Source organism: Leptospira semungkisensis, assembly GCF_004770055.1.
In the GTDB taxonomy this organism is placed as follows: Bacteria; Spirochaetota; Leptospiria; order Leptospirales; family Leptospiraceae; genus Leptospira_B; species Leptospira_B semungkisensis.
This window is the reverse complement of the sequence record NZ_RQEP01000019.1, coordinates 425107-448549: the sequence shown is the minus strand read 5'-3', so window position 1 is coordinate 448549 and position 23443 is coordinate 425107. Positions and strand designations below refer to the sequence as shown.

Annotated in this window: 25 protein-coding genes; 11 read left to right on the top strand and 14 right to left on the bottom strand. The window is 43.2% G+C overall.

All coding sequences use genetic code 11. The annotated features are described in order from the left end of the window. The first annotated feature begins 6 nt into the window (after positions 1-6). Positions 7-645: a response regulator transcription factor gene (locus EHO59_RS16415; RefSeq protein ID WP_135589535.1), complete on the top strand. Its 639-nt coding sequence runs from the start codon at positions 7-9 to the stop codon at positions 643-645. Positions 646-780: 135 nt separating this feature from the next. After that, positions 781-1026 (top strand): hypothetical protein, encoded by a 246-nt coding sequence (locus tag EHO59_RS16410; RefSeq protein WP_135589534.1) that lies wholly within the window; start codon positions 781-783, stop codon positions 1024-1026. A gap of 72 nt (positions 1027-1098) precedes the next feature. Here EHO59_RS16410 and thiM read toward each other — a convergent pair whose 3' ends face one another. From thiM to EHO59_RS16395, 3 genes are all read right to left on the bottom strand, one after another. Next, positions 1099-1890: a hydroxyethylthiazole kinase gene (thiM, locus tag EHO59_RS16405; RefSeq protein ID WP_135589533.1), complete on the bottom strand. Its 792-nt coding sequence runs from the start codon at positions 1888-1890 to the stop codon at positions 1099-1101. Between the two features lie 195 nt (positions 1891-2085). Next, the gene (locus EHO59_RS16400) at positions 2086-2643 is read right to left on the bottom strand and encodes a YbhB/YbcL family Raf kinase inhibitor-like protein (RefSeq protein ID WP_135589532.1); all 558 of its coding nucleotides are present in this window, start codon (positions 2641-2643) and stop codon (positions 2086-2088) included. Between the two features lie 78 nt (positions 2644-2721). Continuing rightward, on the bottom strand, positions 2722-3561 hold the full coding sequence (locus tag EHO59_RS16395) for a helix-turn-helix transcriptional regulator (protein ID WP_135589531.1): 840 nt from the start codon (positions 3559-3561) through the stop codon (positions 2722-2724). Positions 3562-4075: 514 nt separating this feature from the next. Here EHO59_RS16395 and EHO59_RS16390 point away from each other — a divergent pair. Together EHO59_RS16390 and EHO59_RS16385 are read left to right on the top strand one after the other, a co-directional pair. Then, positions 4076-5017, top strand: coding sequence for a family 2A encapsulin nanocompartment shell protein (locus tag EHO59_RS16390; RefSeq protein WP_135589530.1), 942 nt, complete (start codon positions 4076-4078; stop codon positions 5015-5017). Beyond that, complete coding sequence (locus tag EHO59_RS16385; protein WP_135589529.1) at positions 5004-6575, top strand: family 2A encapsulin nanocompartment cargo protein cysteine desulfurase; 1572 nt, start codon at positions 5004-5006, stop codon at positions 6573-6575. The genes EHO59_RS16390 and EHO59_RS16385 overlap by 14 nt, the downstream gene beginning before the upstream one ends. A gap of 104 nt (positions 6576-6679) precedes the next feature. Here the strand turns inward: EHO59_RS16385 and epsC are convergent, their stop codons facing one another. Then, positions 6680-7612 (bottom strand): serine O-acetyltransferase EpsC, encoded by a 933-nt coding sequence (gene epsC, locus EHO59_RS16380; protein ID WP_135589528.1) that lies wholly within the window; start codon positions 7610-7612, stop codon positions 6680-6682. Between the two features lie 290 nt (positions 7613-7902). Between epsC and EHO59_RS16375 the strand changes: the two genes are divergently transcribed. Beyond that, positions 7903-9378, top strand: a complete 1476-nt coding sequence (locus tag EHO59_RS16375; RefSeq protein ID WP_135589527.1) for an OmpP1/FadL family transporter — start codon at positions 7903-7905, stop codon at positions 9376-9378. Between the two features lie 127 nt (positions 9379-9505). Here the strand turns inward: EHO59_RS16375 and EHO59_RS16370 are convergent, their stop codons facing one another. Further along, the gene (locus tag EHO59_RS16370; protein ID WP_135589526.1) at positions 9506-9817 is read right to left on the bottom strand and encodes a hypothetical protein; all 312 of its coding nucleotides are present in this window, start codon (positions 9815-9817) and stop codon (positions 9506-9508) included. A gap of 236 nt (positions 9818-10053) precedes the next feature. Next, positions 10054-12048, bottom strand: coding sequence for a sensor histidine kinase (locus EHO59_RS16365; RefSeq protein ID WP_135589525.1), 1995 nt, complete (start codon positions 12046-12048; stop codon positions 10054-10056). Between the two features lie 142 nt (positions 12049-12190). Here EHO59_RS16365 and EHO59_RS16360 point away from each other — a divergent pair, with 142 nt between their 5' ends. Next, entirely contained in the window at positions 12191-12997 is an 807-nt protein-coding gene (locus tag EHO59_RS16360; protein WP_135589524.1) for an enoyl-CoA hydratase-related protein, read from the top strand. A gap of 52 nt (positions 12998-13049) precedes the next feature. On the opposite strand, the gene EHO59_RS16355 is transcribed toward EHO59_RS16360, so the two are convergent. Then, positions 13050-13340 (bottom strand): hypothetical protein, encoded by a 291-nt coding sequence (locus tag EHO59_RS16355; protein WP_135589523.1) that lies wholly within the window; start codon positions 13338-13340, stop codon positions 13050-13052. Between the two features lie 170 nt (positions 13341-13510). Between EHO59_RS16355 and EHO59_RS16350 the strand changes: the two genes are divergently transcribed. Then, positions 13511-13786 carry a hypothetical protein gene (locus tag EHO59_RS16350; RefSeq protein ID WP_135589522.1) on the top strand — a complete coding sequence of 92 codons (276 nt, stop codon included), beginning with the start codon at positions 13511-13513 and terminating at the stop codon, positions 13784-13786. A gap of 79 nt (positions 13787-13865) precedes the next feature. Here the strand turns inward: EHO59_RS16350 and EHO59_RS16345 are convergent, their stop codons facing one another. From EHO59_RS16345 to leuC, 3 genes are all read right to left on the bottom strand, one after another. Further along, positions 13866-14789: a lysophospholipid acyltransferase family protein gene (locus EHO59_RS16345; protein WP_210413094.1), complete on the bottom strand. Its 924-nt coding sequence runs from the start codon at positions 14787-14789 to the stop codon at positions 13866-13868. A 123-nt stretch (positions 14790-14912) separates the two neighbouring features. Continuing rightward, on the bottom strand, positions 14913-15545 hold the full coding sequence (gene leuD, locus EHO59_RS16340) for a 3-isopropylmalate dehydratase small subunit (RefSeq protein WP_135589520.1): 633 nt from the start codon (positions 15543-15545) through the stop codon (positions 14913-14915). Beyond that, entirely contained in the window at positions 15542-16945 is a 1404-nt protein-coding gene (leuC, locus tag EHO59_RS16335) for a 3-isopropylmalate dehydratase large subunit (RefSeq protein WP_135589519.1), read from the bottom strand. Before leuC ends, leuD begins: the two co-directional genes overlap by 4 nt. A 98-nt stretch (positions 16946-17043) precedes the next feature. Between leuC and EHO59_RS16330 the strand changes: the two genes are divergently transcribed. Next, on the top strand, positions 17044-17919 hold the full coding sequence (locus tag EHO59_RS16330; RefSeq protein ID WP_135589518.1) for a LysR family transcriptional regulator: 876 nt from the start codon (positions 17044-17046) through the stop codon (positions 17917-17919). A 122-nt stretch (positions 17920-18041) separates the two neighbouring features. Here the strand turns inward: EHO59_RS16330 and EHO59_RS16325 are convergent, their stop codons facing one another. The 3 genes from EHO59_RS16325 to EHO59_RS16315 all read right to left on the bottom strand — a co-directional run bounded on the left by EHO59_RS16325 (position 18042) and on the right by EHO59_RS16315 (position 20295). Continuing rightward, the gene (locus tag EHO59_RS16325; protein WP_135589517.1) at positions 18042-19043 is read right to left on the bottom strand and encodes an alpha/beta hydrolase; all 1002 of its coding nucleotides are present in this window, start codon (positions 19041-19043) and stop codon (positions 18042-18044) included. 87 nt (positions 19044-19130) lie between these two features. After that, positions 19131-19766 carry an NAD(P)-dependent oxidoreductase gene (locus EHO59_RS16320; protein WP_135589516.1) on the bottom strand — a complete coding sequence of 212 codons (636 nt, stop codon included), beginning with the start codon at positions 19764-19766 and terminating at the stop codon, positions 19131-19133. Between the two features lie 97 nt (positions 19767-19863). After that, positions 19864-20295, bottom strand: coding sequence for an Rrf2 family transcriptional regulator (locus EHO59_RS16315; protein WP_135589515.1), 432 nt, complete (start codon positions 20293-20295; stop codon positions 19864-19866). Between the two features lie 188 nt (positions 20296-20483). On the opposite strand from EHO59_RS16315, the gene EHO59_RS16310 reads away from it, so the two are divergent. From EHO59_RS16310 to EHO59_RS16300, 3 genes are read left to right on the top strand one after another with little or no spacing between them, the layout of a single operon-like run. Beyond that, complete coding sequence (locus EHO59_RS16310; protein ID WP_135589514.1) at positions 20484-21971, top strand: NADase-type glycan-binding domain-containing protein; 1488 nt, start codon at positions 20484-20486, stop codon at positions 21969-21971. A gap of 1 nt (position 21972) precedes the next feature. Further along, positions 21973-22557, top strand: coding sequence for an LIC11469 family lipoprotein adhesin Lsa20 (gene lsa20, locus EHO59_RS16305; RefSeq protein WP_135589513.1), 585 nt, complete (start codon positions 21973-21975; stop codon positions 22555-22557). Between the two features lie 33 nt (positions 22558-22590). After that, positions 22591-22797 (top strand): hypothetical protein, encoded by a 207-nt coding sequence (locus tag EHO59_RS16300; RefSeq protein ID WP_167882127.1) that lies wholly within the window; start codon positions 22591-22593, stop codon positions 22795-22797. Between the two features lie 50 nt (positions 22798-22847). Here EHO59_RS16300 and EHO59_RS16295 read toward each other — a convergent pair whose 3' ends face one another. Next, the gene (locus EHO59_RS16295) at positions 22848-23411 is read right to left on the bottom strand and encodes an MORN repeat-containing protein (RefSeq protein WP_135589512.1); all 564 of its coding nucleotides are present in this window, start codon (positions 23409-23411) and stop codon (positions 22848-22850) included. Between the last annotated feature and the right edge of the window lie 32 nt (positions 23412-23443).

The following is a 23443-nucleotide window of genomic DNA, read 5'->3' as shown; positions in this document are numbered from 1 at the left end:
CAATAAATGAAAACATCCGACGTGAAAGTAGGTATCGTTGAGAACGATGAGAATTTCAGACAGCAAATACTAAAAGCCCTAGAGTCTATTCCTGAAATAGGTGGGGTGTTTTATTGGGATTCTGCAGAATCCTATCTCTCGGATGAAAAGGGAAGGACCCTGGATATATTGTTCTTGGACATTATGCTTTCTAATATGAACGGTGTGGAGCTTGCGGGAAAGATCTCTGCCAAGGATCCGGAGATCAGTAAGATCATGCTTTCCAATATGAATTCGGACGAACTGATCTACGAGTCTCTTCGGAACGGTGCCATCGGTTATATACTCAAGTCGGAACTGAAGGATATTGCAGATGTGATAGATACCGTACTTAAGGGAGGAGCGATCATCACTCCGACGATAGCCTTCCGAGTCTTGAATAGTTTTAAGCAAAAGGATATCTCAGGAGAGTTTAAACTTACCCCTAAGGAAAAGCAGATCCTGGACGAAATGGTCAAAGGGAAGACGATCGGGAGAGTCGCAGAATTCTTAGGAGTGAGTAAGTATACCGTCCAACATCATGTTAAGAACATCTACAAGAAGCTGAATGTGCATAATCGTGCAGAGCTTGTAAGAAAGGCCAGCGATATCGGTCTATTACCTTAGGGATTGGATAACGTAACAATTCCTCTTGGATTTTTTTACCATTTTTTAGGAATTTATTTAGAACCATACTAAGATTTATTCGCATCATACGTCTATTAAGCTAATTCACTTGTTTGTTTTCATTAGGGAGGAATAATGAAAGGGACGGTCGCTGGAATCAACGAGCGCTTTAGCAGAATGATCATACTCACAGATTCGGGATATACTTTCGGGATCGGCAATGTAGAGTACATGCAATTAGATCATATAATCACTGGAGATTTAAGAAGTAGTGGAACTGAGTTATTGACAAACCTCACTTCCGGAGATGATTTTGTTCTGGATATAGAAGCTTACGATTGTGATAAAGAATCCGCACTCATGCTTTTAAACCAAGCCTGACATTAAGCATTCTTGCTTGGTAGAACCCGAGGGATCGAAAGACCTTCGGGTTTTTTATTTTAAGGAAGCTCATTAAACAGAAAGATTACTCAATTCATCTAAGAAGGAGACTGCAAAGCTTCCTGTTCCTTGTGCCTTTTGGGCCGCCTTTGCCCCCACATATCCAAACACTGCAGAAGCAGAAACTGCTGCTTGCAACGAATTCTTTTGAATTGCCAAGAAGGAGGCGATGAGTGCACCTAAGGAGCAGCCGACTCCGGTTACCTTGGTCATAAGTACATGTCCTCCGGGGACGGCTATAGTCTCTTTTCCATCCGTAATATAATCGATCTCTCCACTGACTGCGATGACCGCTCCAGTCCGCTTAGAAAGTTCCTTCGCAATCTCCACTGCCTCGCTGGATTGAGCAGTAGAATCTACTCCCTTTCCTCCACCGGAAGCACCGGCTAACGCTAGAATCTCGGAGGCATTTCCTCGGATCACTGTGGGCTTATAATTTAGTAGGTCTGTAGCAATCTCCGTCCTGTATCTAAGGGCTCCCGCTGCTACAGGATCTAGGACCCAAGGAGTTCCTGCTTTTTGCGCGGCGATCGCTGCCGCCCGGATCGCCTTTGCATCGAAACTCGTGATCGTCCCGACATTAATTAAGACGCCTCCTGCGATCGAAGCGAAATCGGAAACTTCTTCTTCTGCGATGACCATAGCGGGAGAGGCTCCTGCTGCGAGAAGAACATTCGCAGTCCAATTTGTAACCACTATATTGGTAAGAACATGGGTAAGGGGAGCTTTGCTACGGACTTCTTTCAGATCCGCCACTATTTCGGCTGCAGGCCAGACTTTTTCAATTGGTGATGATGCTTGCATTTGTCCTCCTCTTGGAGATAAAGATCTAAGAGATCTACTTCTGCAGTATCGAATCGTACTATTTTGTCAATCCTTCCTATCTTGCTTTTGGGGAAGGAACAGAAGGAAGTTTCAGGAATTTATAAGTGGTGGGGAAATAGGTTTGGAACAAAGAGGAAGGAGTTCCTTCTCCCCTTGTTCCAAGTGAGCGCGAAATTATCTTCCGAATTTAGCGGTGAGTTTTCCTTCTGCCAATTTCAAAGAGTTAGCATAGAATCCAACCATCGCACCGGAAGCCTCTGCATCCAATGGGATCTTGTCTTTCAGAGCGATCACTTTGAAGATATAGCGATGAGGCTTGTCTCCTTTAGGAGGGCAAGGTCCGCCATAACCAGGTTTGCCGAAATCGGTTCTTCCTTGGATAGCTCCAGCAGGAAGAGGTCCTTTTTCATTACCTGCCTTAGCAGCAAGTCCGGTTGCATCCGCAGGGATATTGAAGATGGTCCAATGCCACCAGCCGCTGCCGGTAGGAGCATCCGGATCATACATAGTCACTGCGAAGAATTTAGTATCCTTAGGGGCTCCAGTCCATTGCAAGTCAGGAGAAAAATTCTCTCCAGTGCAGCCGAAACTAGAAAACACTTGGGCGTTCCCGATCATAGCGCCTTCTTTAACAGAGGAACTTGTCACTTTTAGATCCGCTGCAAACGCCGAGCCGGCTAACAATAGAACGGCTAATACCAGACCATTCCGGAAAGATTGAAATCTCTTCATAAAACCTCCGAGTTCTTTCGGAGGAAAGAATACATAAGAATTTAGGCGATGCATTCCAAATTTGGAAAAAAACTGGGCTTATGTCCGGACTCGATCAAGGATTGTGCCGTTCCGATCAAGGTTGGTTTCCTTTCTGAGTACAGTGGGGGAATATCCGAATCTGTCTCGGAATCGGACCGCAAATCTGGACGCGGAGTCGTAACCCGCTTCCTTTGCGATTTCTCCGATGGATCGATCCGTTGCTTGTAACAAGGCTAGAGCAAATGACATTCTAACATCGATTAAGATCTCAGAGAAGGAAAGATTCTCTCCTGCAAGTCTCCTTCTCAGAGTCGCTTCGCTTATTTGCAACAAGTCAGCAATCTCCAAGGCCTGCCAGTCTTTGGCGGGAGTAGAGCTTAAAAGATTACGCACCTTTTGAGAAACCGTTTCGGAGGAAGGGACTTTGAATTTCTTTCCAAATTCACCCATCCAAAGTAGGATCTCCGTCACTCTATGAACTGCAATTTGTTCGGAGATATTTCTATGAGTGGTAATCGATTCTGTGGCTAATTTAAATGCCTCGCTAAATCCTTCGCCTAAGGGAGAAAATACGAAAGCGGATTCTATCGTGGAGAGATCGTCTCGGATCGGTTTATAGTTTTGGATTACATTCGGATGAAATGCAATCCAGGCCGATTGGAACTCATCTCCGGAAGGTCGGTTGACCACGTCGAAGGCCTGGCCTCCCGCGATCGCTCCTACTTCTCCTTCTCGGATCACAAATTCTATTCCCTCTCTTCTTAGGGTCTTGGTCCCTTTTCGAACGAAGACCAATGTAGGAAGATCAGTGACGATTCTCGCCAGATACAATTCTTTCTTCTGAATGACTGTGGCGGTTAACCCGACTCCCTCTCTGGATTGGATGGCTCTTTGCATGGGAAATATTGTAAGGACGATATTGGCTTTAGACTGGGTTGTCCATCCGGTTTGCCTCGATTTTCGCGAAAAAAAAGACGATTATATTGGAGCAATTCGCAGCTTTACTAACGAAAGTTTGGTTTATCCTGGATCGTTTGTTCCATCCATAAAAGCCAAGATCGATGATTTTGCCTGTTTTGACCGAAGGATCTTAAGTGAGAAATTTATTTCCATGGATCGTTATCTTAAAAGAAAGGTTCCCATTTCGTTTTATTTATTGGATACGCAATTTTTGGGACTGCTTTGCGAATAAAAAAAGAATTTATTTTATTCGCTTGTGATCGGATACAAGCCTGAAAGAAAAATCCAAACACTTATTTAAATTTATATAGTATTCTGAATATTTAATATACTTAAAACAAAAACAATATATTGAACGAGCCTGAAAGGATAGAAATAGAGGGTCTCTCGCTCGGTCTGATCAGAATATTCGATTTAAATAAGAAGAGAAAAACTTTAAGGAGACCCGCTTATGGCTGATGAAAGCCAAACACAACATTCTCTCGGAGATAGATCCGCCCGCGTACTTGCGAATACTACAAAAACACCTCCTCAATATGATCTAATCACACCTCGTTGGCTTGTCCGTTTATTAGATTGGAAGCCCTTAGAGTCGGGAACGCTCAGAGTGAATAGGGTCAAGGACAATACTTCCGTAGATGTTCTTTGCGGACAGAAGGACGAGCAGCCACTTCCGGAAACATTCGTGGATTACGAAGAAAAGCCAAGAGAATACACGTTAAGCGCTATATCTACAGTATTAGATGTTCATACAAGAGTGTCAGATCTCTTTAGCAGTCCTCATGACCAGATCAAAGAGCAATTGCGTCTTACGATCGAGAGTGTGAAAGAAAGGCAAGAAAACGAACTCATTAATAACGATGACTATGGCCTACTGAAGAATGTTCCTAAAGGACAAAGGATACAGACTAGAAAGGGAGCGCCTACGCCTGACGATCTGGACGAGCTTATTTCTAAAGTTTGGAAGGAGCCTTCCTTCTTCTTAGCACATCCTCTTGCAGTAGCTGCCTTCGGAAGGGAATGTACTCGTAGAGGAGTTCCTCCGGCTACAGTTTCTCTTTTCGGCTCTCAATTCCTAACTTGGAGAGGACTGCCCATCATTCCTACGAACAAGCTTTTAGTGGGAGGAGAATCTTCTCCGAAGGCTCCTGGTGGTACAACAAACATTCTACTCTTAAGAGTAGGTGAGAAGAAGCAAGGAGTGATCGGTCTGTACCAACCTGGCTTACCAGGAGAGCAGACTCCGGGATTATCCGTACGTTTTATGGGGATCAATCGATCTGCAATCGGATCCTATTTGATCTCTCTCTATTGCTCTGCTGCAGTTCTTACAAACGATGCGATCGCTGTCTTGGAGAATGTAGACGTAGGAAACTACTATGACTACAAGTGATCCATTTTCTTCGGATCCAAATGATTGGAATTTTCGAAACGCAGGAGTAGATATTCCAATCGATCCGAATTTGATCGCTGCACTCGCTAAGGAATTCTTGGGGTCTTATGATAGATCTGCCGGGACAGAAGAATTAGTCTTATCTAATGCTCCTTCTTTTCCGGAAGGATTGAGTCCAGAAGACCCGAATCGCTTTGTGAAGTCAGGTCCTTCATTTTCTTTTTTGGAAGAGACTAGGGCATTTGTAAATCCTTCCTCGGCGATACAAATTACGGATCCATTCAGTTTTCATCCAAGCCTTGTTCCTTCTGTGGAATTGTCCTCTGGAAATTTCGATCTTTCTTATGTACGTAACGATTTTCCGATCTTACAAGAGAAGGTAAACGGAAGGAATTTAGTTTGGTTGGATAATGCTGCGACCACCCACAAGCCTCAATCTGTTATAGATCGCCTCTCTTACTTCTACAAACATGAGAACTCGAATATACATAGAGGAGCTCATACTTTGGCAGCAAGAGCGACTGACGCATACGAATCTGCTCGGGAGAAGGTGAAGCAATTCTTGAATTCATCTTCTTCTGAAGAGATCGTTCTCGTGCGAGGAGCGACAGAAGCGATCAATCTGGTGGCTCAAACCTGGGGAAAGAAGAATATAGGAAAGGATGATGAGATCCTGATCTCTTGGCTGGAGCACCACGCGAATATCGTTCCTTGGCAGATACTTTGTGCGGAGAAAGGAGCCAAGCTCAAGGTAATCCCTGTGGATGAAACAGGACAGATCATTCTCTCCGAATACCAAAGGCTTTTGACTCCTCGTACTAAGTTAGTCGCATTCACTCAAGTCTCGAATGCGCTCGGCACAGTGACTCCTGTTGAGGCAATGACAAACCAGGCGCATTCTATAGGAGCTAAGGTACTTGTGGACGGAGCTCAGGCTGTTTCACACATGAGAGTGGACGTCCAGGCGATCGATTGCGATTTCTATGTATTCTCCGGGCATAAGGTATTCGCTCCAACAGGAATCGGTGTCTTGTACGGTAAGAAAGAAGTCTTGGACACAATGCCTCCTTGGCAAGGAGGAGGGAATATGATCCAAGATGTTACCTTCGAAAAGACAGTATATCAGGCGGCTCCCTTTCGTTTCGAAGCAGGAACAGGAAATATCGCCGATGCAGTAGGTCTAGGAGCGGCGATCGATTATCTAAATCGGATTGGTATGGATCGAGTAGCAGAATATGAACATTCCCTCTTGGAATATGGAACAACGCAGTTACTCAGAATTCCCGGACTCAAGCTGATCGGAACCGCCAAAGATAAAGCAGGAGTATTGTCCTTTGTTTTGGATGGATTCAAAACGGAAGATGTGGGACGTTATCTTGCCCAGGAAGGGATTGCGGTTCGGTCAGGGCATCATTGCGCACAACCGATTCTAAGACGATTCGGCCTGGAAAGTACTGTCAGACCTTCTCTTGCTATCTATAATACTTGCGAGGATATAGATGCACTCATTAACGCCTTGTTCGATTTGATTGGAGGAAGGACTTCCGGTCCTTTATAAAAAACTAGATTGTATAAAGCCGGACCAGGGCTTTGAAGCATAGATCGGATCTATTAGTAAGAATATTATGAAAAACTGAATAATAGATCCGATCGGTTTTCTTTCTAGATGGAAAAGTCGATCACATCGTCGAGCTCTTTGGAATTTCGGACTCGAACCTCGTTCTTTTGGTACACAACAGAAAAGGGCGGAATACTATGAGTGAGCCAAGTATTTCCTCCGATCACGCTATTTCTTCCGATCACAGTATCTCCTCCTAGGATGGTTGCTCCGGAGTAGATCACTACATTTTCTTCTATCGTAGGATGTCTTTTGACACTCGCGAGACTCTTGTCCACGGATAATGCTCCTAGAGTAACTCCTTGGTAGATCTTAACATTATCTGCAATTACGGTAGTCCCGCCGATGACTATCCCAGTGCCATGATCCATAAAAAAGGATCTGCCGATCTGAGCTCCTGGATGAATATCTATACCTGTTTTCTCGTGTGCAAATTCGCTTAACATTCTTGGAAAAATAGGAACTTGCAATTTATGTAATACATGGGCAACCCTATGCACTGCTATCGCGTAGAAGCCAGGATAGGCGAGGATGACTTCCTTGACGCTTTCTGCAGCAGGATCTCCTTCGAATGCCGCGATCGCATCCATCCATACGGAATCGTAAAGAGAAGGAAGTTCGCTTTGAAATTGAGAAAGTATATCGTTAATATTCAGAGAAGAAGGGGCCGATGCGCTTATCAAATAAGGCTGCAGCTTTTTCTTCGCATCCAATAGAAACCTAGAGATGCTATCTTCCACCTGAGTCCTGTCCTTGAAACTCAGATCCGAGAAGAATCCTGCGAACAAGATATCGAATAGTTCTCGAATAAAATCTCCAGCTACCTGTCTTCCCCCGTATCGATATGGGTCCTCGTTTTGCTTCTTATAAATGGAATCCAAAAAGCTGGAATATCGATTCTCGGAATCCGCTTTTATTAGTTTTCCGTTTGTTCTCTCTAAATTGCTCAATCTTGGCTTCTCGTTGATTTCCTGCATTCCGGCCAGCCATATCTTCCGCTATGGCGAAAGATTAAAATGGAATCCGAATTTAGACTGAAAATATTTTAGTATAGTAGATTAAATATTCGTTTAATGAGAGAATTTTCCATCCAAACTCTTCCGATCTTAAGGTTTCCTTCTCATTTTGTTTAATATGGCTATTCGGATGAATAAGCGCTTGGTTTGCTTCTTCTTGAATTGTCTGCTTTAACGAAAATTCTGATGTTATGATGGAACTTGTTTTGTCTCACTTTGCTTAAAAGATCCGAAAGCACAGGAGAGGCCGAATGAAACAAATAGAAGAAAGTGATCCGAAGATCCATCGAAAAGAGACAGGAATTAGGAAACTAAAAAGGGAGAGGATAAAGAAATATTTATTTTCTTTAATATTCTCTTTGTTTGTTCTCGGTTCTGGGAATGGTCTTCTTGCGATCGATGGATTGTATTTTAATGCGATCAATGCCAGGTATTCCGGGCTTGCAGGCGCGGGGTATGGTCTGGGAGGTTCCCCTGTCGATGTGGATCTAAATCCAGCAAATCTTTCCCTCACGAAAGGTAAGAAAATCGAATTCGGTTTAGGCGCTTCTCTGATACAGAATAGATATAGGGATAAATTCGAGGACTCTAATCCGAATCTTTCCTACCAGAATGATAAGTCTACAAATGTGCTCGGACCTGGGCCCTATATCGCTTTGAAACTTCCTGTTACGGATAACGTGGATTATGGAATTTCTCTTTATGTGGCCGGGGGAGCTTCGGGTGGTGTGGATAAGATTACAAGAAATACTCCTACAGGGCAGACAGTAAACCAATGGGCCGGCACGAATCTTCCTGGGCCTTTGGGAAACTCAAACCAACTCAAAGAATCTAATTCCAATACGTTTGCGGTAGTGAAACTAGTAAACGGTTTCTCCGTGAAACTGGGAGATCTTGCTCTGGGGGCAAGCGTGGAAGCTGTATATGGATCCCAAAAATTAAACCAGAAATACTACGATATCACCGGAAATATAGAGATCCCCGGACAAGGATACTATTACCAAAGTTCCAAGAATGCATTTGCGTTAGGCGGAATTTTGGGAGCTAATTATACGTTTAACGATTGGTTTAGAGTAGGCTACGCTTACCAAGCTCACGTAGGGATCCCTCTGAACGGAGGATACAATGTGGGAGTTAATAATTCTAAATACTATCATGAGACAGGTGTATCTTATACATTCAACTTACCGGAAAAGCACACTCTTGGATTCGCATTCGGTCCGGAGAATTTAAAATTCGCCTTGGATCTGGTCTATACGAATTATGGTTCTTACTTGCGAAAGGCAAATCAAACTTTGCAGGATCCTTGGCTTCCAACTCCTTTAGGAAGCACTGGATCTGCAGATGCACATTTGAATTTTAGAGACCAATGGGCGGCTATCTTAGGAGTGGAATACAAACCTAGTTCTTCTTGGGTCTTGAGAGCAGGCTATGCTTATAATTCTCCTTTAGTAAAGAGCAATGCCTTGGGAGGAACTACCGGTGGATTCTTCTCTCTTACGGACCTGGTTTCGGCAGGCTTCAGTTATATATTCGATAAGTGGAGTCTTGATTTCGCTCTCGCATACAATATTCCACGCAAGACGATAGAGGGAGGGAAGGGAACAGACTGGGATCTTTCTCATGCAGTAGGTGTAGTGGGGAATGCGAACCTTACCGGATATTCTTATAATTCACTGGCAAGGATTCCTTCCTTCAATATAGGAGCTACAAAGTCTTTTGATTAATAAAAACGAAGTAAGAAGGATTGGAATAATCCTTCTTCGGGACTCTATGCAAGAATCCTAATGGATGGAATATACTCCTCATTCCCCAGAAAATGGGCTATATTCCGATTTTCGTTCTTTCAAGAAGTCAATAAACCAGGTTTTTCAACTGCTGGAATACTGAACCCGAATGGGCCCTCAAATACAAGGCGTAACCGCTTGTAGCCAAACTAATGGCAAGAGGTAGCATCCTGAAAAATGCGTTTTTCGCAAATGAAAATAGGATGAAGGCGGGAAAGACTCCCACGATCGGTATCACTGATCCTATTAACAATAGGAAGTAGAATAACCAGAAAGAAGGCATTTCTGCATCCTGGGGTTGGCTACCTCCTCTGAATTTCAGGGGCTTTTGCGGCTGCGCTCTCGGATGAGTCGCGACCGACATGTTTTGGGATTTCATTCGGAATTTTTGGTCCGATTTATGCGTACTATCCATACCCATAGCTTATGCCTTTCTTTGAGAAGGAGCAATACCCAATTCGTATTTTAGAAAAAAATAAAGGGACAATAATTTATATCCGAATTGAAATCGAATGGAATCTAAAGAAATCGAATGAAAAACGTTTTTAAGTATAGCTAAGAAGGGAAGAATCTCCGTTAAGCTTTCGTATCGTTAGATAGCGTGAATTTTCCGTTTTAGTCCGTTCCAGTGTGTGAAAAAATTTTCGGTTTATATAATTCTATGATCATTCGAGTACCCTTATCCAACTCGCTCTCTACATAGATTTTTCCGTTCAGAGATTCGATTTGGGACTTAGTCAAAAAGAGTCCAACTCCCTTTGCATCAGGGTGCCTATGAAAAGTCTTATGAAGACCGAATAACTTGTTTTGGTATTTCTTCAAATCGATTCCAAGCCCATTGTCTTCTACGATCAGGTAGGCCTGGCCGTTCAGGATCTGTGACTTGATGTGGATCTTTGGAGTACGATCAGGCGATCTATACTTAATGGAATTGGATATAAGATTTAGAAGAATGCTTTCCATGTATATTTTGTCGTATTGCCATTCTTCCAGAGCTGAAAAATCCAAACGCACATCCGCATGAGTCTCTAAGATCTGACCTTCTAAGATTTTCAGGATCTTCTCTACGATGGTCCTAAACCGGACAGTCTCTATTTTACGATTATTTCCCTCTTGGATGCGAAGTACTTCCACCAGGCTATTTAATGTTTCTTGCAAGTAGTTTACCGAGGTCTTGAACTTGCTCACAAGGGAGAGAATCTCTTCCTCGGATTGGGATTCTTCGATCAATTCAACAAGAGAGATTAGGTTACTTGTGGGGGCTCTTAAATTATGAGAAGTAATATGAGCGTAATTCAGCAACTGAGCATTCTTACGGCTCAATTGCTCCGTAAGAACTTCCAATTGTCTTTTGGTCTCTTCTAGTTTCTCTTGGTATTCTACTGACCCGGATACGTCAGTTCCAATTCCTAAGAATCCTGTGATCTCTGCGTTCTGTCCTCTCACTGCGGTTAAGACCAAATGCATTGGAAACAGGGAGCCGTCTTTTCTTCTATATCTCCAGACTCTGGATTCGTAAGTATTTCTTCTCGCAATCTCGCTGTATGTGTTGAAGCCTTTGATCTCCCTTCCTAAGGAAAGAGAAAGTTCCTTACTTCTCTTATCAGTATCTTCTAAATCGTGTAGGATCTCCGTGGTATGTCTTCCTACCACTTCTTCTGCTTTGTACCCAAATAGATTTTCAGCGCCTTTGCTAAACAATTGGATCAATCCATTTGGATCAGTTCGAATGATGGAGACATGAGTGGCAGATTCCAATATCTGTCTTATCTCGTAATTGATCGAGAGAAGGGATTCTTCTGCTTTTTTCTTTTGTGTGATATCCTCTATCTGAGAAACGAAATATAGGAATTTTCCGAACTGATCCCTTACAAGAGAAACACTTAGGTTCGCACATATAAGATCTCCGTTCTTTCGGAAATATCTCTTTTCCATCTTGTAAGAATCGATCTCTCCTCGGAGCATCCGTTGGACACTATCTAGGTCTTTTGCTAGATCATCCGGATGAGTGAGATCTTGGAAAGTCTTGGTAAACAGTTCTTCTTCCGTATAACCGAATATCTCGCAGAGCTTGCGATTTACTTTTAACCATTTTCCTTGGTCTGAGACCAGTGCCATTCCGATCCCGTTGTTCTCGAAGGCACCCCTAAACGTTAGCTCGCTTTGATGAAGGCTATCCTCGATCTTCTTTCCTTTCTCTTGATCGGATCGGAAAGAAGTAATATCTTGTAGTAGAAAGATAAGGCTGGTTTCGGTTTTGGAAGGACCCGGTTTGATTCCCGCCTTAAAGTAAAGACGGGTCTTTTTAGGACTAAGAAAGAGCAATTCGTCCATGCTGAAAGGAATTCCTTTCTTAGCATTTTCTAACCCATTCACAAATTCGGATCTATACTCTGGATCGATTGCTGATAAAAAATCCTCATAGGAAACGGTCTCTTCGTTTAATCCGAGACGTTCTATGAGCTTTGAGGGAAGTTTGATTTCCTTCTCGTCTTTTTTCCATTCCCAAGCGTAGGTATCGAATAATTCAGTTATGAACTCCAATGCCTTTACTTCATAAGAAGGATCAGATGATTCTATTTCTCCTAGATTCTCATTTCGACTTTGCATATTATATGGGCGGGAAAGTTCTATTGGACGGAAAAAATCGAGTAGAAATCTACTTGGCCGAAGATTCTAAGTCTCTAAAGGATAGTGTCAAGACGAAAGAAAAAGTTCTTTCTGTATTCTTGGCTTTAGGTGAAATTTCCGCATGTCTAATTTTCCACTTTTGACAAAAATCCACGACGTAGCCGGCGGCCGCATCCTGCAGATCACTATGAATCGACCGGATGTGCATAATGCAGTGAATAAGGAAATGGCGGACCTGTTTTTGCAGGCCTGGAAAAATTTCAGGGACGATCCTTCTCTAACTGTCGCAATCCTTCATGGAGCGGGAGATAAATCTTTCTCCGCAGGAGCGGATCTCTCCGCTTTGGATCTATTAGCGGATCTTTATATCAGTGCTCCTGAAAAACAAGAATATGCAAAGAAGGATCCAGGACCTCTCGGAGGTTCTAGGATAGTGCAGAAGAAGCCTGTGATCACCGTTTCTCATGGCTACACGTACGCGGGAGGACTTGAATTATTCTGTCATGGACATATTCGCATCGCGGAACCTCAGGCTATTTTCTCCGTGGCTTGCAGAAGATGGGGAGTGCCTCTAGTGGATGGAGGAACAGTGTATCTTCCTCGCTTATTGGGTTGGGGCGGAGCCTTGCCTCTTATCTTAACCGGACAAAGGATCAGAGCCGAAAGAGCGTATCAGCTCGGACTCGTGTGGGAAATGACTAAAAAGGGAAAGGGATTGGAGAGAGCGTTTTCGTATGCGACCCAACTTTGCAGACAGCCAAAGGATGCGATGTTTGCGGATCTTTCTTCTGTGATAGACGGATGGGATCTTCCGGTATCGGAGGCTTTGGTCTTGGAAGCTAAGAACACGTATCCAGTAATGGAGAGTCAAAGTACTAAGGAAGGAGTAAAACGCTTCTTGGACGGAGACCGTTTTTGGTTTAGATGATCTGAAGAAGGGTGAGATCACGACTTCTTCAGATCTAATGTATATTCTATTTTTATAATCTCCAGTGGGAAGGTCTTCCTACGTTATGAAATCTACCCGCAGGAACAAAGAGCGGGTTGTGATTTCTAAAACCCCCGGAGGATTGATAGCCAGGATAGCCTCCGTATTGTCTGTAACGGTTATTGTAATAATTTCCATAACCGTATCCGCAGTTATAACCGTAACATCCGGATCGATTGTATCCTCTATATCCGGAGTCCATAGTCGCACAGTTTAGGTTGGCTAATAAGATCAGCCCAAAGAGTAGCGCCGCATAGAAAATCTTTTTAAACAGACCGTTCATGATCGGAACCTTCTTATCTATAAATTATGACCTAAGCAAGGTTCCATCCGGTTTCTTGATTTGTATTGTTTATTCCTCATGTATGTGCCCTTAATTTAAAACCATTGCTTATCGAAAGGAAAATGCTAGATCTATAGTTGAGTCTTTTACGGACGTTCGGAGTGGCTAATATGCAAACTAGGAAAGTAATTCTCGTTATCCTTGTCGTTTTGTCTTCCTTGTGGTCTTACAACTGTAATGAATACAATAATCTTTACGGGACGGGAAATAACAAGAACGATAAAAGTAAAAAGAGTGAATGCACTGGGGCCTCTTTGCTGTATGCAAGTTGCGCCCAGGCGAATCCGAGCTCAGCGATGACTGCTTGTGCTCAGGAATATTATCTCGCCGTCGCATATTGCGGAGGTGGGGGAGCCTACGGTGGTGGCGGAGGCGGAGGATATTAAATTTTCTTAAATTTCCTTTTGATCATTTGCCGACGAAATTCGTTTCGTCGGCTTTTCTTTTAGAACTGCTCAGCTCCAATCAAGGATTCTGATCTAGGATCGGAACTTTCCATTCTTTCAAATTCTCTAATACGAAATTCAATAACTTCTCCTGTGCCTTTCTTGCATCTTCTTTCGGGTCGATTATCTTTCCGAATTTCATGTGGATGAGATTCTTTCTGGAAAGAGTCCCCAAATCTTTTAGAATTTTTCCGTTTTGCCAGAAGTCTGTTTTGATCGCAAAAGGAACCACTTGCACTCCTGCTCTGGCTGCTAATTTTACTGCAATAGAATTGAATTCCGCAGGATTGAAACTGATCGTTCTAGTGCTTTGAGGAAACACAACGATTGAGACTCCCTTCTTAAGAAGATTTACTCCTTCTTCCAATACTTTGACTAGATCTTCTCTCGGATTTTCTCTTCCTACTGCGATCGGATCTCTGGTCCTCATAATAGGGCCGAAGAAGTTTCCTTTAATTAAACTTTCCTTAACTACGTAGGTCACTCTTCTATGAGGTACTAAGAAATAAGGGAATACGAATGTCTCTAAGACGCTCATATGATTTCCGGCAAAGACAACAGGACCCTTGGGAGAGACTACGTTCTCTATTCCTTCTATTTGGAATTTTCCTCCGCAGCCTTCCATGAGATCCAAGATCCCTCCGGATAATTCTATCCATCTAGGATCGAAGAAGGTTCCTGCCAACGCATCCTTTCTTCCTCTTATGATCTGGCGAAAGTATCCGTACAAGAATGTGAGATCGCTTCCCAAAAGTAGCTTGTCCATAAGCCAACGTTTGCGATGCGGAGGAGTCAGATAACGCAAGGTCACTCCTTCTCTCAATTCGATTGGAGAACCTAATTCTTCTTTGGTCAGATCGAAGATGCCTGTTTTCAAGGCGGAGTCGGGGATTTTTACAGGAGAAGTTGTGATTTTATCTTGTATGGATTCGGTTAGGCTCACTCTTGCGTTCCTTTTCCCGGTCGGGGGAATTAGACGAACATCTTAATATCCCCCGATTTCTTTTCCAGCGAATTAACGAATTTTTACCTGATTGTAAACATGAGAATTCACAGCCGAAAAAATTCAGGCCTCCCAGAGGACTGAAAGATATTCGTGTTCGGTAAAAAGTTTGGATTCGAATCTTTTGATCTCATCCTCCTCTTTCAAGGTTAGATCGATATCATCCCAACCGTTTCGGATGCGATCTAAAGAGCCTTGGTCCAAATAGAAGGAAAAGATCTCCTGATCCGCTTTCACTTGTAGAGTTTCCAAATCTACCGTAAGGGTTGTGCCTGGTGATTTTAGAATCTTATCTTGGATTCTTTTTATTTCTTCTTCTTTCAATCGTACGAGTGCGATCCCGTTCTTAGCAGCATTTATAGAGAATATATCCGCAAAAGAAACGGAAAGAATGGCTCTAATTCCGAAATCGGACAATGCCCAAGGAGCATGTTCTCTACTCGATCCACATCCGAAATTTTCTCCCACGGCCAAGATACTCACATTTTTAAAAGGCTCTAGATTCAAAACGAATTCAGGATTTGGAATATTCCCCTCTAAATCCTTGTATCTCCAATCATGAAAGAGATGTTTTCCGAAACCTTTTCTTTCGATCTTCTTCATGAATTGTTTGGGAAGGATCTGATCCGTATCTATATCAGCCCTTTGGATTGCCGCGGCAACCCCGGTATATATTGTCCAAGAGTTAGAGCTCATGCTAGTTTCCTCACATCGGTAAATTTTCCGGAGATTGCTGCAGCTGCAGCCATGGTAGGGCTGACCAAATGTGTTCTTCCTCCTCGGCCTTGTCTTCCTTCAAAGTTTCGATTGGAAGTAGAGGCGCATCTTTCTCCCGGGAGTAACACATCATCATTCATTCCTAAGCAAAGTGAACAGCCTGGCTCTCTCCATTCAAAACCGGCTTCTCTAAAGATGCGATCTAATCCTTCCGATTCCGCCTGACGTTTGACTGCTCCGGATCCAGGGACGACAAGTGCCGTCACCTTCGGATGCACCTTTCTACCTTTTGCAATCTCTGCTGCGGCTCTTAAGTCTTCAATTCTAGAGTTTGTGCAAGATCCTATGAATACTTTGTCCACGGAGATGTCCGAGATCGGTGTTCCGGGGCGAAGGTCCATGTATTCCAATGCCTTCCATCCTGTTTCTCTTTTTACACTGTCTTCGAAATGATCCGGATCGGGTATGAAAGAACCGATCGGTAGGCTTTGGGACGGATTGGTCCCCCAAGTGACTTGAGGTTCTATTTTAGAAATATCGAATGTGATTTCCTTGTCGAATGCAGCGTCCGGATCTGAGAAGAATGTCTTCCAATATTCGATTGCTCTTTCGAAATCTTCTCCTTTGGGAGCTAACTTTCTTCCTTTTAAATACTCGAATGTGATCCTGTCCGGAGCTACTAAGCCTGCTCTTGCTCCCGCTTCTATACTCATATTGCAAAGGGTCATCCTTCCTTCCATAGAAAGGGATTCGATCCAAGGCCCGGAGTATTCCAACACGTATCCTTGCCCACCGGAAGTTCCGATCTTAGCAATCAATGCCAATACAACGTCCTTGGGAGTGATTCCGTATGCGGGTTTCCCTATAAAACGAACTAACATGGACCTTACTTTAGATTGTTTTAATGTTTGAGTAGCGAGTACATGCTCTACTTCACTCGTTCCTATTCCGAAAGCCAGAGTACCGAAGGCTCCTTGCGTTGCCGTATGAGAATCTCCGCAGACCAAAACTCCTCCAGGTACTGGAAAGCCTAGCTCAGGCCCTAAAACATGCACGATACCTTGGTCAGGATTTTCAGGCCCGAACAATCGCAACCCGAAGTCCTCGCAGTTCTTTTCCATTGTTTCTATCTGTAACTTGGAGACAGGACCTGCAGCTCCTTTGTCCTTTCTGTTCCGAGTGGAAATATTATGATCCACCACTCCGAAGGTAAGATCCGGTCTTCTGATCTTTCTTCCTTTGTCCCGTAAGCCAGCAAATGCCTGGGCAGAAGTTACTTCGTGCAGAATATGCCGATCCACGTAGAGAAGGTCTTCCTTCTCCGAATTACCGGAAACCCTCCGGCTCTCCCAAATCTTATCGTATAGAGTCTTACCCATATCGAACCTCTTATCAAAGAGGCTAACAAAGATTTTAATATAATGCAAATAAATTGGATTTATAAAATATATAACTAAAAGTTATAAGTGTAATTACCATGGAATTCAGACAGATCCGCTATTTTCTGGAAATCTCCGAAGCAGGCACTTTTCAAAGGGCAGCTTCTCGTTTGGGACTCACACAGCCTGCCTTGTCTAGGCAGATCTCTCTTTTAGAAAAAGAACTAGGAGCGAGCGTTTTAGAAAGAGGTGGAAAGGAAGTTCGTCTAACTCACGAAGGAGAGATCTTCTACCAATATTCCAAGCAGATGAAGGAACTTTGGGATAGAATGCAGGAAGATCTTTCCAACGATAAGGAATTAAAGGGTCATTATTCCATTTCCGCAGGCGGAACAGTATCTGCCTGGATCCTTCCTCCTATCTTGAAGGAGATCCTACAAAGAAGACCGAAACTTTCCTTATCCGTAAGAGAAGGAGATGCCCAAGAAACCAAGGACGCTTTACTAAAAGGAGAAGTGGACCTTGGAATATTGACTGGACCGATCTCCGAACCAGGTTTGACTTCTCTCGAATTTCTCTCGGATAAGATCTTTCCTGTTGCTGCCAAGAACCATCCAATTTTTTTAAAGAAGAAGATCAGGTCCCAAGACTTACTAGAAGAATCCTTCGTACTATTTCATCCGGCTTCTGCATTACGGAAAGCAGTAGAGAAGAGAATCAAATCCTTCGCCAAAGACATTCGTCCTAAAATAGGAATGGAGCTAAGAAGCGTGGAGTCGGTGATACGATCTATTGAGGCTGGACTTGGGATCGGTTTCTTATCCGAATATTCGATAACTTCTAAACTCAGAAAGATCCAGATAGAAGATTGGATCACCGAAAGAAAATTTTACTTATGCTATAAGAAGAAGATTCGAGCAGGAGTCTCTCTTTTGGCAGAAGAGATTTATTCCTATGGAAAGAAAGGAACGTGATCATTTGTTCCTAAGTTTGAAACTTTCTTTCTCTTTCAAACATTTCATTCAAAGAGAAATTCAATCCCCCGGCATGTTTGCCGGAGGAAAAATTCTTTGGATGGTCTTAGTGAACTGAGCTTTTAGCGCACTCCTGCTTTCTTCAAGAAATCCAGAACTGCAGATTCCACTTTCTCCTTATCGGAATGAACATGTGTCGAGGTGAGAACGTGGCTTCCTTCCTCTATCGCTACCTTGGTATTGAGAGGATTCGGGTGCTCTCCTCCTATCTTGGAAAACGCATCCAGCATAGCTGCTACGCTTGCAGTCTTGTCTTGGTGGTCCTTGTCCTTATAATAATATACTAATAAGGTAGGACTTGTGATCTTAGGAAGCGGGTCCTGTCCCAATACGAATTTCGTAGCTTCACTCACATGGCGGACTGCCGCTAGATACTGGTCTTTGTACCAATACTCGTAATAATGCTCGCCGATCCCGTCATCCGGCTTTTTAGGAGGAGATTTTCTGATCTTTCCTTGGACAGTTTCGCCGAACTCGGTCCCTCCCGGATAAAAGAATATACGAGCTAGAGGAACGGTAAAATCATAAAATGGGGAATACAATACGAGTATCTTGGTCTTGTCCGGATATTTGGCAGCTAGATATGTCGATATCAATCCTCCCATGCTTGTTCCCATTAAAATAGTATGATTTCCTAATTTATCCATCATGAGGAAGGTCTCTTCGGCAACCCGTAGATACTCGCTAAATGGAGTGTCTCTGTGGTCCTCATTGTTTGTTCCATGGCCAGGAAGGCGGAGATAATACGTATTTGCCTTAAATTTGGAGGCGATCTTGTCTACGGTCGCTTCTCCTTCTGCGCGAGAAGCGCCGAAGCCATGTATATAAAGGATGGCATATTCTGTCTTGGCCGGAGAAAAGCGGATCAACTTCTCTTCGGATCCGATCCTTCCTTTTTTGGATTTGGTCTCTTCTAATTTCGATTTATAAAAGGAATCGAAATCTTGGTTTAGATCTATGTTGGAATGGAATTCATATTTGGGAAAGGTAATGTAATAGATACCAACATACAGAACCGCTATCAACCCTAGGCCGATACCGATCCTTTGGAATATTTTCTTCATCCGATACTCTCCAGGTCGCTTCCTCTCTTAGGAAGAAGCAACCAAAAGACATTCTATTCTTTGCCGATTCCAGGCAAGAATTTTTGTTTAATAGGCGAGGGTGAATCTTTTGCCTAAATGCTTCGGATTTTCGACCTCGTTTATCATCGCGTCTGCGAAATCATCCACGGAGATCTTGCTATTTCCTTGGGAATCTTGGACCAGATCTTCATTACCTAAACGATAATTGCCTGCTTTTTCTCCCGGGTAAATATAAGCCGCAGGACTCAGGTAGGTCCAATGGGTAAATTTAGAATCGCGCATAAAATGGAGCGCATTCCTGTGAACGAGCGCGACTTCTTTGTATTCGTCCGGAAATCCTGGAGCATCTACTAGATCCAGATTCGGAGCTACTTTCAAACTTCCCGCACCGCCTACGAAGTAGACCTTAGTATCGCCTGCTGCATGAGTTCCTTCCAATAAAGAAGAAATGATTTGCGGTACATTACCGATCTCATCCTTGCCCGGACCGTGAGCGCTGATCACTGCATTTGCTCCATTTGCGAGCTCGGTCACAAACTTTGTATCTAAGATATCGCCCGACTTCTTGGTTAAATTCTTATTCTCTTGGGTGAGCTTGGAAACATTGCGAGAAACCGCGACTACCTCATGACCTCTGGAAAGTGCTTCTGCTACAATCCTTTGTCCGATCATTCCGGTTGCTCCGAATACTACGATTTTCATTCTAATTCTCCCGAATCATTCTTTGGTCAAAAGAACTTGTAATATTTTTAATTACAAGTTAAATTTGAGAAGAAGAAGGAAAGTTTTCTCTTAAATTTTAAGCTCTTTTCTTTTTATCCGAATCCAGGTTATAGATCACGTCAGACAGATTGAACTCTGCCAATTTGGCCTCTAAGGCAGACTGTGCTTCTTGAAAGATTCCCGTGAGAGCAGTTTGGATCTTCTTTCCTACAGGACATTTTGGATTCGGTTTATCATGGATAGAGAAGAGTGGACCTTCTGATTCTACTGCCTTGTAGATCTGGATAAGACGGATCTCTTCTGGGGACTTGGCGAGTTTGGCACCAGTTACCCCTTGCTTGGATTGGATTAATCCTGCCTTCTTTAGCTTTCCCATCAGGCTTCTGACTACCACAGGATTTGTTCCTATGCTATCCGCCATGACTTGAGAGGAACTTGCTTCTTCTCCGTCTTTTTCGATCAAGGATAGGATATGGATTGCTATGGAGTATCTACTAGGGATAGACATTGGATCTTCCTATACGTAAGCGTATTGCACTCTTTGGATTCCGCCAATCATATTTTGAGACGGTTTAAAAGCTAAATCTGGCTCCAAAATAGAAGTAAAAAATAAGCCAGACCCATCATTTTTGGGTTTTCTCGGATCTCCAGGAAAGATATTTCTGCTCTTTGCTGATTCGATAGGGAGAAATACCTATGTTTAAAAAATATTTACTTTTGGTGCTTTGCGCTTCGCTTCTATTCGAGTGCGGAAAGAAATTGCCTGTCTCTATGATTACCGCTACTTCAATGGAAAGCGGCCTTCCGTTCGATATCTTGGATGGAAAGAACTGGAGACCGGAAAAAGGGGCGAAGTTCGTAAAACTTCATTTTTATCCGGACGAGACATTTCAATTATCCAAAATAGAAGTTGAGTCTTGTAACGGAGAGTTCTCCGAACCGATTACCGCCTATATTAATTTTGATGAATATAGCCAAGATTTGGAGAAAGGCTCTACTGCAGTCGTCAAATTCGATACTCCCAGAAATACAAGATCTGTGACTTTTAATTTTCACAAGAATCCGGATGTTTGTATCCAAAAGATCAGTTTCTACGACGAGAAAGGTTCCAAGCTTAAGTGGAAGGGACCAAAAGTTGTGGATGCGAGTGTAACTGCTTCCGAGACTGCAAAACCGAATCTTTCTTATGATGTAATGAATCTTTTCGATTCCAGATATGAGTATGCTTGGGCATCGGATAAGAAAGGAAAGGGAGTCGCATTAGATTTTTCTTTTAAAGAAAAACAGAAAATAACTTCGATCAAGATCTGGAACGGCTATCAGAGATCCGATAGACATTGTCAGACAAACGGAAGATTGAAGACCGCAACCTTGACTGGAGACGGTGGATATTCCGAGAAAATAGAAGTCCAAGATGTTTTGGGACCTCAGACAATCGCTTTACCTAAACCTTTCGAAGGAAAGAATCTAAAACTCACAGTGGATTCCATTTACGAAGGAAAAGATTATAAGGGACTCGTGATCAGCGAGATCCGTTTCTCCGATGGAGAAGAATGGTTGCTTCCGAACCCGATGGAACAAGTCCATAAGATCGCAAAACATAATTTCTTCCAATTTACTGCGGCAGGAGTGACTAACGTTCTGAATTGGAGTTTTGTAGGAAGTGAGTTTTACGGAAGCATTCCTACTGCAGCTCCGAGTACGGAGCAACCGCAAGCCGGAGAGACTCCTCCTTCTCCTTCTTCCGAAGAGGCTGCTGCAAATCAGGAAACTGCTCAGCCTGAACTTTTGTCTTCGAATTGGACCCTTCGTTTGAGATCCGATGGAAGTTTATTCTTCGAGGGAAATACTTCTTCTGCAGAAACAGACGGACCCGGAAAGATCAATAAGACTTTCTTTGCATTAGGAAATTATGAAATTAAAGAAGCAAAGCCTGACGGATTAAAGCTTAGGATCTTCGGGCTCGTGAGAAAAATGAGCGCGAGGGAGTATAACGAAGAATACTACGGCGGAGATTGCAATGGTTGCGGTAGGGATTGCAATCGAAGCGACGATCCAGAAAACGGAGAAAAGATCTTCCAAGAAACGATCCGCATACGTAAGTCCGGAGATAAGATCTACGTGCAAAACGAAAACCCTGGAAAGACTTTCGAATTCTCCACTCTTGAATTGATCCAAGAGTAAGATGCAAAATCGGAAATTTCTAATACTTCTGCTAGCTTTTTTCTCTCTTTCTTTTTGTAAGAAGGAAGGCTCCGATGAATCCTTCTCTTTAAATCTCTCGGGAAAGAAGGGAGGAGTTCCTGTTCGGATCAATTGGTTGTACAAGGGACTTCCCGGTAAGATGGAGATCTATGAGCTTGCTTCCCAGAGACCGGTCCGTCTATGGGATACCGGAACTGGAGCAAGCCTTTCCGAGATCCCCGTATCTTCTCCGATTGAGGGCTCTCAATTGGTATTGAGCGCGGGAGAAACTAGAAAGTTCTCATTGGTATATAAGAATACTACTCAGGAAAAGTTATACTTCTTTGCGGCTCCTCATGCAGTAAATCCGCCTGAGTTCGGGTTCGGCTTTAAGTTTAAATGTCTATGCGTGAACCATTTGTTCCAAGTGGAACCTGGATCCGTTTGGTATAGAGTAGTGGAGATCCGAACCATGCCGAATTGGGCGAGCGAAGAGTTCGATATCACCCATACTTTGGTAAGAGTGGATCCTTCTCAGGCGAAAGAATGGGAGAATCAAGCAGGACATTCCCATTCCGAAGAGTGATTCTATATTAAGAAATTAGAATAGGAAAGTATTATGGCCAGAGATATGTCGAAGGACAAGAACCTTTTTAACTGTCATGAGGATCATGAGATCAATTACGTTGCCGGACTGTATCCGGATCACCAAAAGGTCCGCGAATTCTTAAAGGAAAAATGTGCTTCTAAGGAGATCTATCATTCTACTCATGATAAAGTCTATGAATTGATCCATAAGGAACTGGGTTATCCAATTCCTCATTGAATTTTTTTTTTAGAGAAAACGAGAGCGTTCTTTTGTTCTAATGAAAACTTTTATTTGGAGCAGAAGACCGCTTTGTTCTGGAGAGAGCATTCGCCTTCCGAGCCATCTGCTCGAGTGAATTTTCCTGGATTAGAGTTTGCGTTATCCTTGAACTCTGCTTCGAGAGAACTTCCATCGGAGAATGTAACTGTTCCCGGTCCTTTCAAGACTCCGCCTGAAAAATTTCCTTGGAGCAAGGTTCCATTGGAATAAGAATAAGTTCCGGATCCTTCTTTCTGATCGGATTGAAAACTTCCTTCGAATTTATCTCCGTTCTTATATTCGAATTTTCCTCTACCATCTCTAAGTCCGTTCTTAAAACCGCCTACGTATTTGTCTCCAGTAGAATATACATAAGTTCCGTTCCCGTTCTCACAATCGCCTGCTTCGCAATTTCCATCCTCGGACTCGTCTCCCAGATTTACGGAACGAGAAGAAGCGCTCGTATCAGAAGAGGATTGATTTCCTGAGGATCCGCCGGAAGTAGAGGAGTCTTTTGTATCCGAGCTGGAACAATTGAATATTAGAAAAATTGCGAAAAGGATTGCCAGGATGCGATTGGTAAAAGGGAACATGGGAAGGATTTTCCATCTTCCGGAGAGATCCG

Bases quoted from the DNA above. Each gene is read 5' to 3' on its own strand.
- EHO59_RS16415 (WP_135589535.1), top strand. From the start codon at position 7: ATGAAAACATCCGACGTGAAAGTAGGTATCGTTGAGAACGATGAGAAT.
- EHO59_RS16355 (WP_135589523.1), bottom strand. From the start codon at position 13,340: ATGAACGGTCTGTTTAAAAAGATTTTCTATGCGGCGCTACTCTTTGGG.
- EHO59_RS16320 (WP_135589516.1), bottom strand. From the start codon at position 19,766: ATGAAAATCGTAGTATTCGGAGCAACCGGAATGATCGGACAAAGGATT.
- EHO59_RS16295 (WP_135589512.1), bottom strand. From the start codon at position 23,411: ATGTTCCCTTTTACCAATCGCATCCTGGCAATCCTTTTCGCAATTTTT.
- EHO59_RS16410 (WP_135589534.1), top strand. From the start codon at position 781: ATGAAAGGGACGGTCGCTGGAATCAACGAGCGCTTTAGCAGAATGATC.
- EHO59_RS16385 (WP_135589529.1), top strand. From the start codon at position 5,004: ATGACTACAAGTGATCCATTTTCTTCGGATCCAAATGATTGGAATTTT.
- thiM (WP_135589533.1), bottom strand. From the start codon at position 1,890: ATGCAAGCATCATCACCAATTGAAAAAGTCTGGCCTGCAGCCGAAATA.
- EHO59_RS16325 (WP_135589517.1), bottom strand. From the start codon at position 19,043: ATGAAGAAAATATTCCAAAGGATCGGTATCGGCCTAGGGTTGATAGCG.
- EHO59_RS16365 (WP_135589525.1), bottom strand. From the start codon at position 12,048: ATGCAAAGTCGAAATGAGAATCTAGGAGAAATAGAATCATCTGATCCT.
- leuC (WP_135589519.1), bottom strand. From the start codon at position 16,945: ATGGGTAAGACTCTATACGATAAGATTTGGGAGAGCCGGAGGGTTTCC.
- EHO59_RS16350 (WP_135589522.1), top strand. From the start codon at position 13,511: ATGCAAACTAGGAAAGTAATTCTCGTTATCCTTGTCGTTTTGTCTTCC.
- EHO59_RS16300 (WP_167882127.1), top strand. From the start codon at position 22,591: ATGGCCAGAGATATGTCGAAGGACAAGAACCTTTTTAACTGTCATGAG.
- EHO59_RS16330 (WP_135589518.1), top strand. From the start codon at position 17,044: ATGGAATTCAGACAGATCCGCTATTTTCTGGAAATCTCCGAAGCAGGC.
- EHO59_RS16390 (WP_135589530.1), top strand. From the start codon at position 4,076: ATGGCTGATGAAAGCCAAACACAACATTCTCTCGGAGATAGATCCGCC.
- EHO59_RS16315 (WP_135589515.1), bottom strand. From the start codon at position 20,295: ATGTCTATCCCTAGTAGATACTCCATAGCAATCCATATCCTATCCTTG.
- EHO59_RS16375 (WP_135589527.1), top strand. From the start codon at position 7,903: ATGAAACAAATAGAAGAAAGTGATCCGAAGATCCATCGAAAAGAGACA.
- EHO59_RS16395 (WP_135589531.1), bottom strand. From the start codon at position 3,561: ATGCAAAGAGCCATCCAATCCAGAGAGGGAGTCGGGTTAACCGCCACA.
- EHO59_RS16360 (WP_135589524.1), top strand. From the start codon at position 12,191: ATGTCTAATTTTCCACTTTTGACAAAAATCCACGACGTAGCCGGCGGC.
- EHO59_RS16370 (WP_135589526.1), bottom strand. From the start codon at position 9,817: ATGAAATCCCAAAACATGTCGGTCGCGACTCATCCGAGAGCGCAGCCG.
- lsa20 (WP_135589513.1), top strand. From the start codon at position 21,973: ATGCAAAATCGGAAATTTCTAATACTTCTGCTAGCTTTTTTCTCTCTT.
- EHO59_RS16400 (WP_135589532.1), bottom strand. From the start codon at position 2,643: ATGAAGAGATTTCAATCTTTCCGGAATGGTCTGGTATTAGCCGTTCTA.
- EHO59_RS16310 (WP_135589514.1), top strand. From the start codon at position 20,484: ATGTTTAAAAAATATTTACTTTTGGTGCTTTGCGCTTCGCTTCTATTC.
- epsC (WP_135589528.1), bottom strand. From the start codon at position 7,612: ATGCAGGAAATCAACGAGAAGCCAAGATTGAGCAATTTAGAGAGAACA.
- leuD (WP_135589520.1), bottom strand. From the start codon at position 15,545: ATGAGCTCTAACTCTTGGACAATATATACCGGGGTTGCCGCGGCAATC.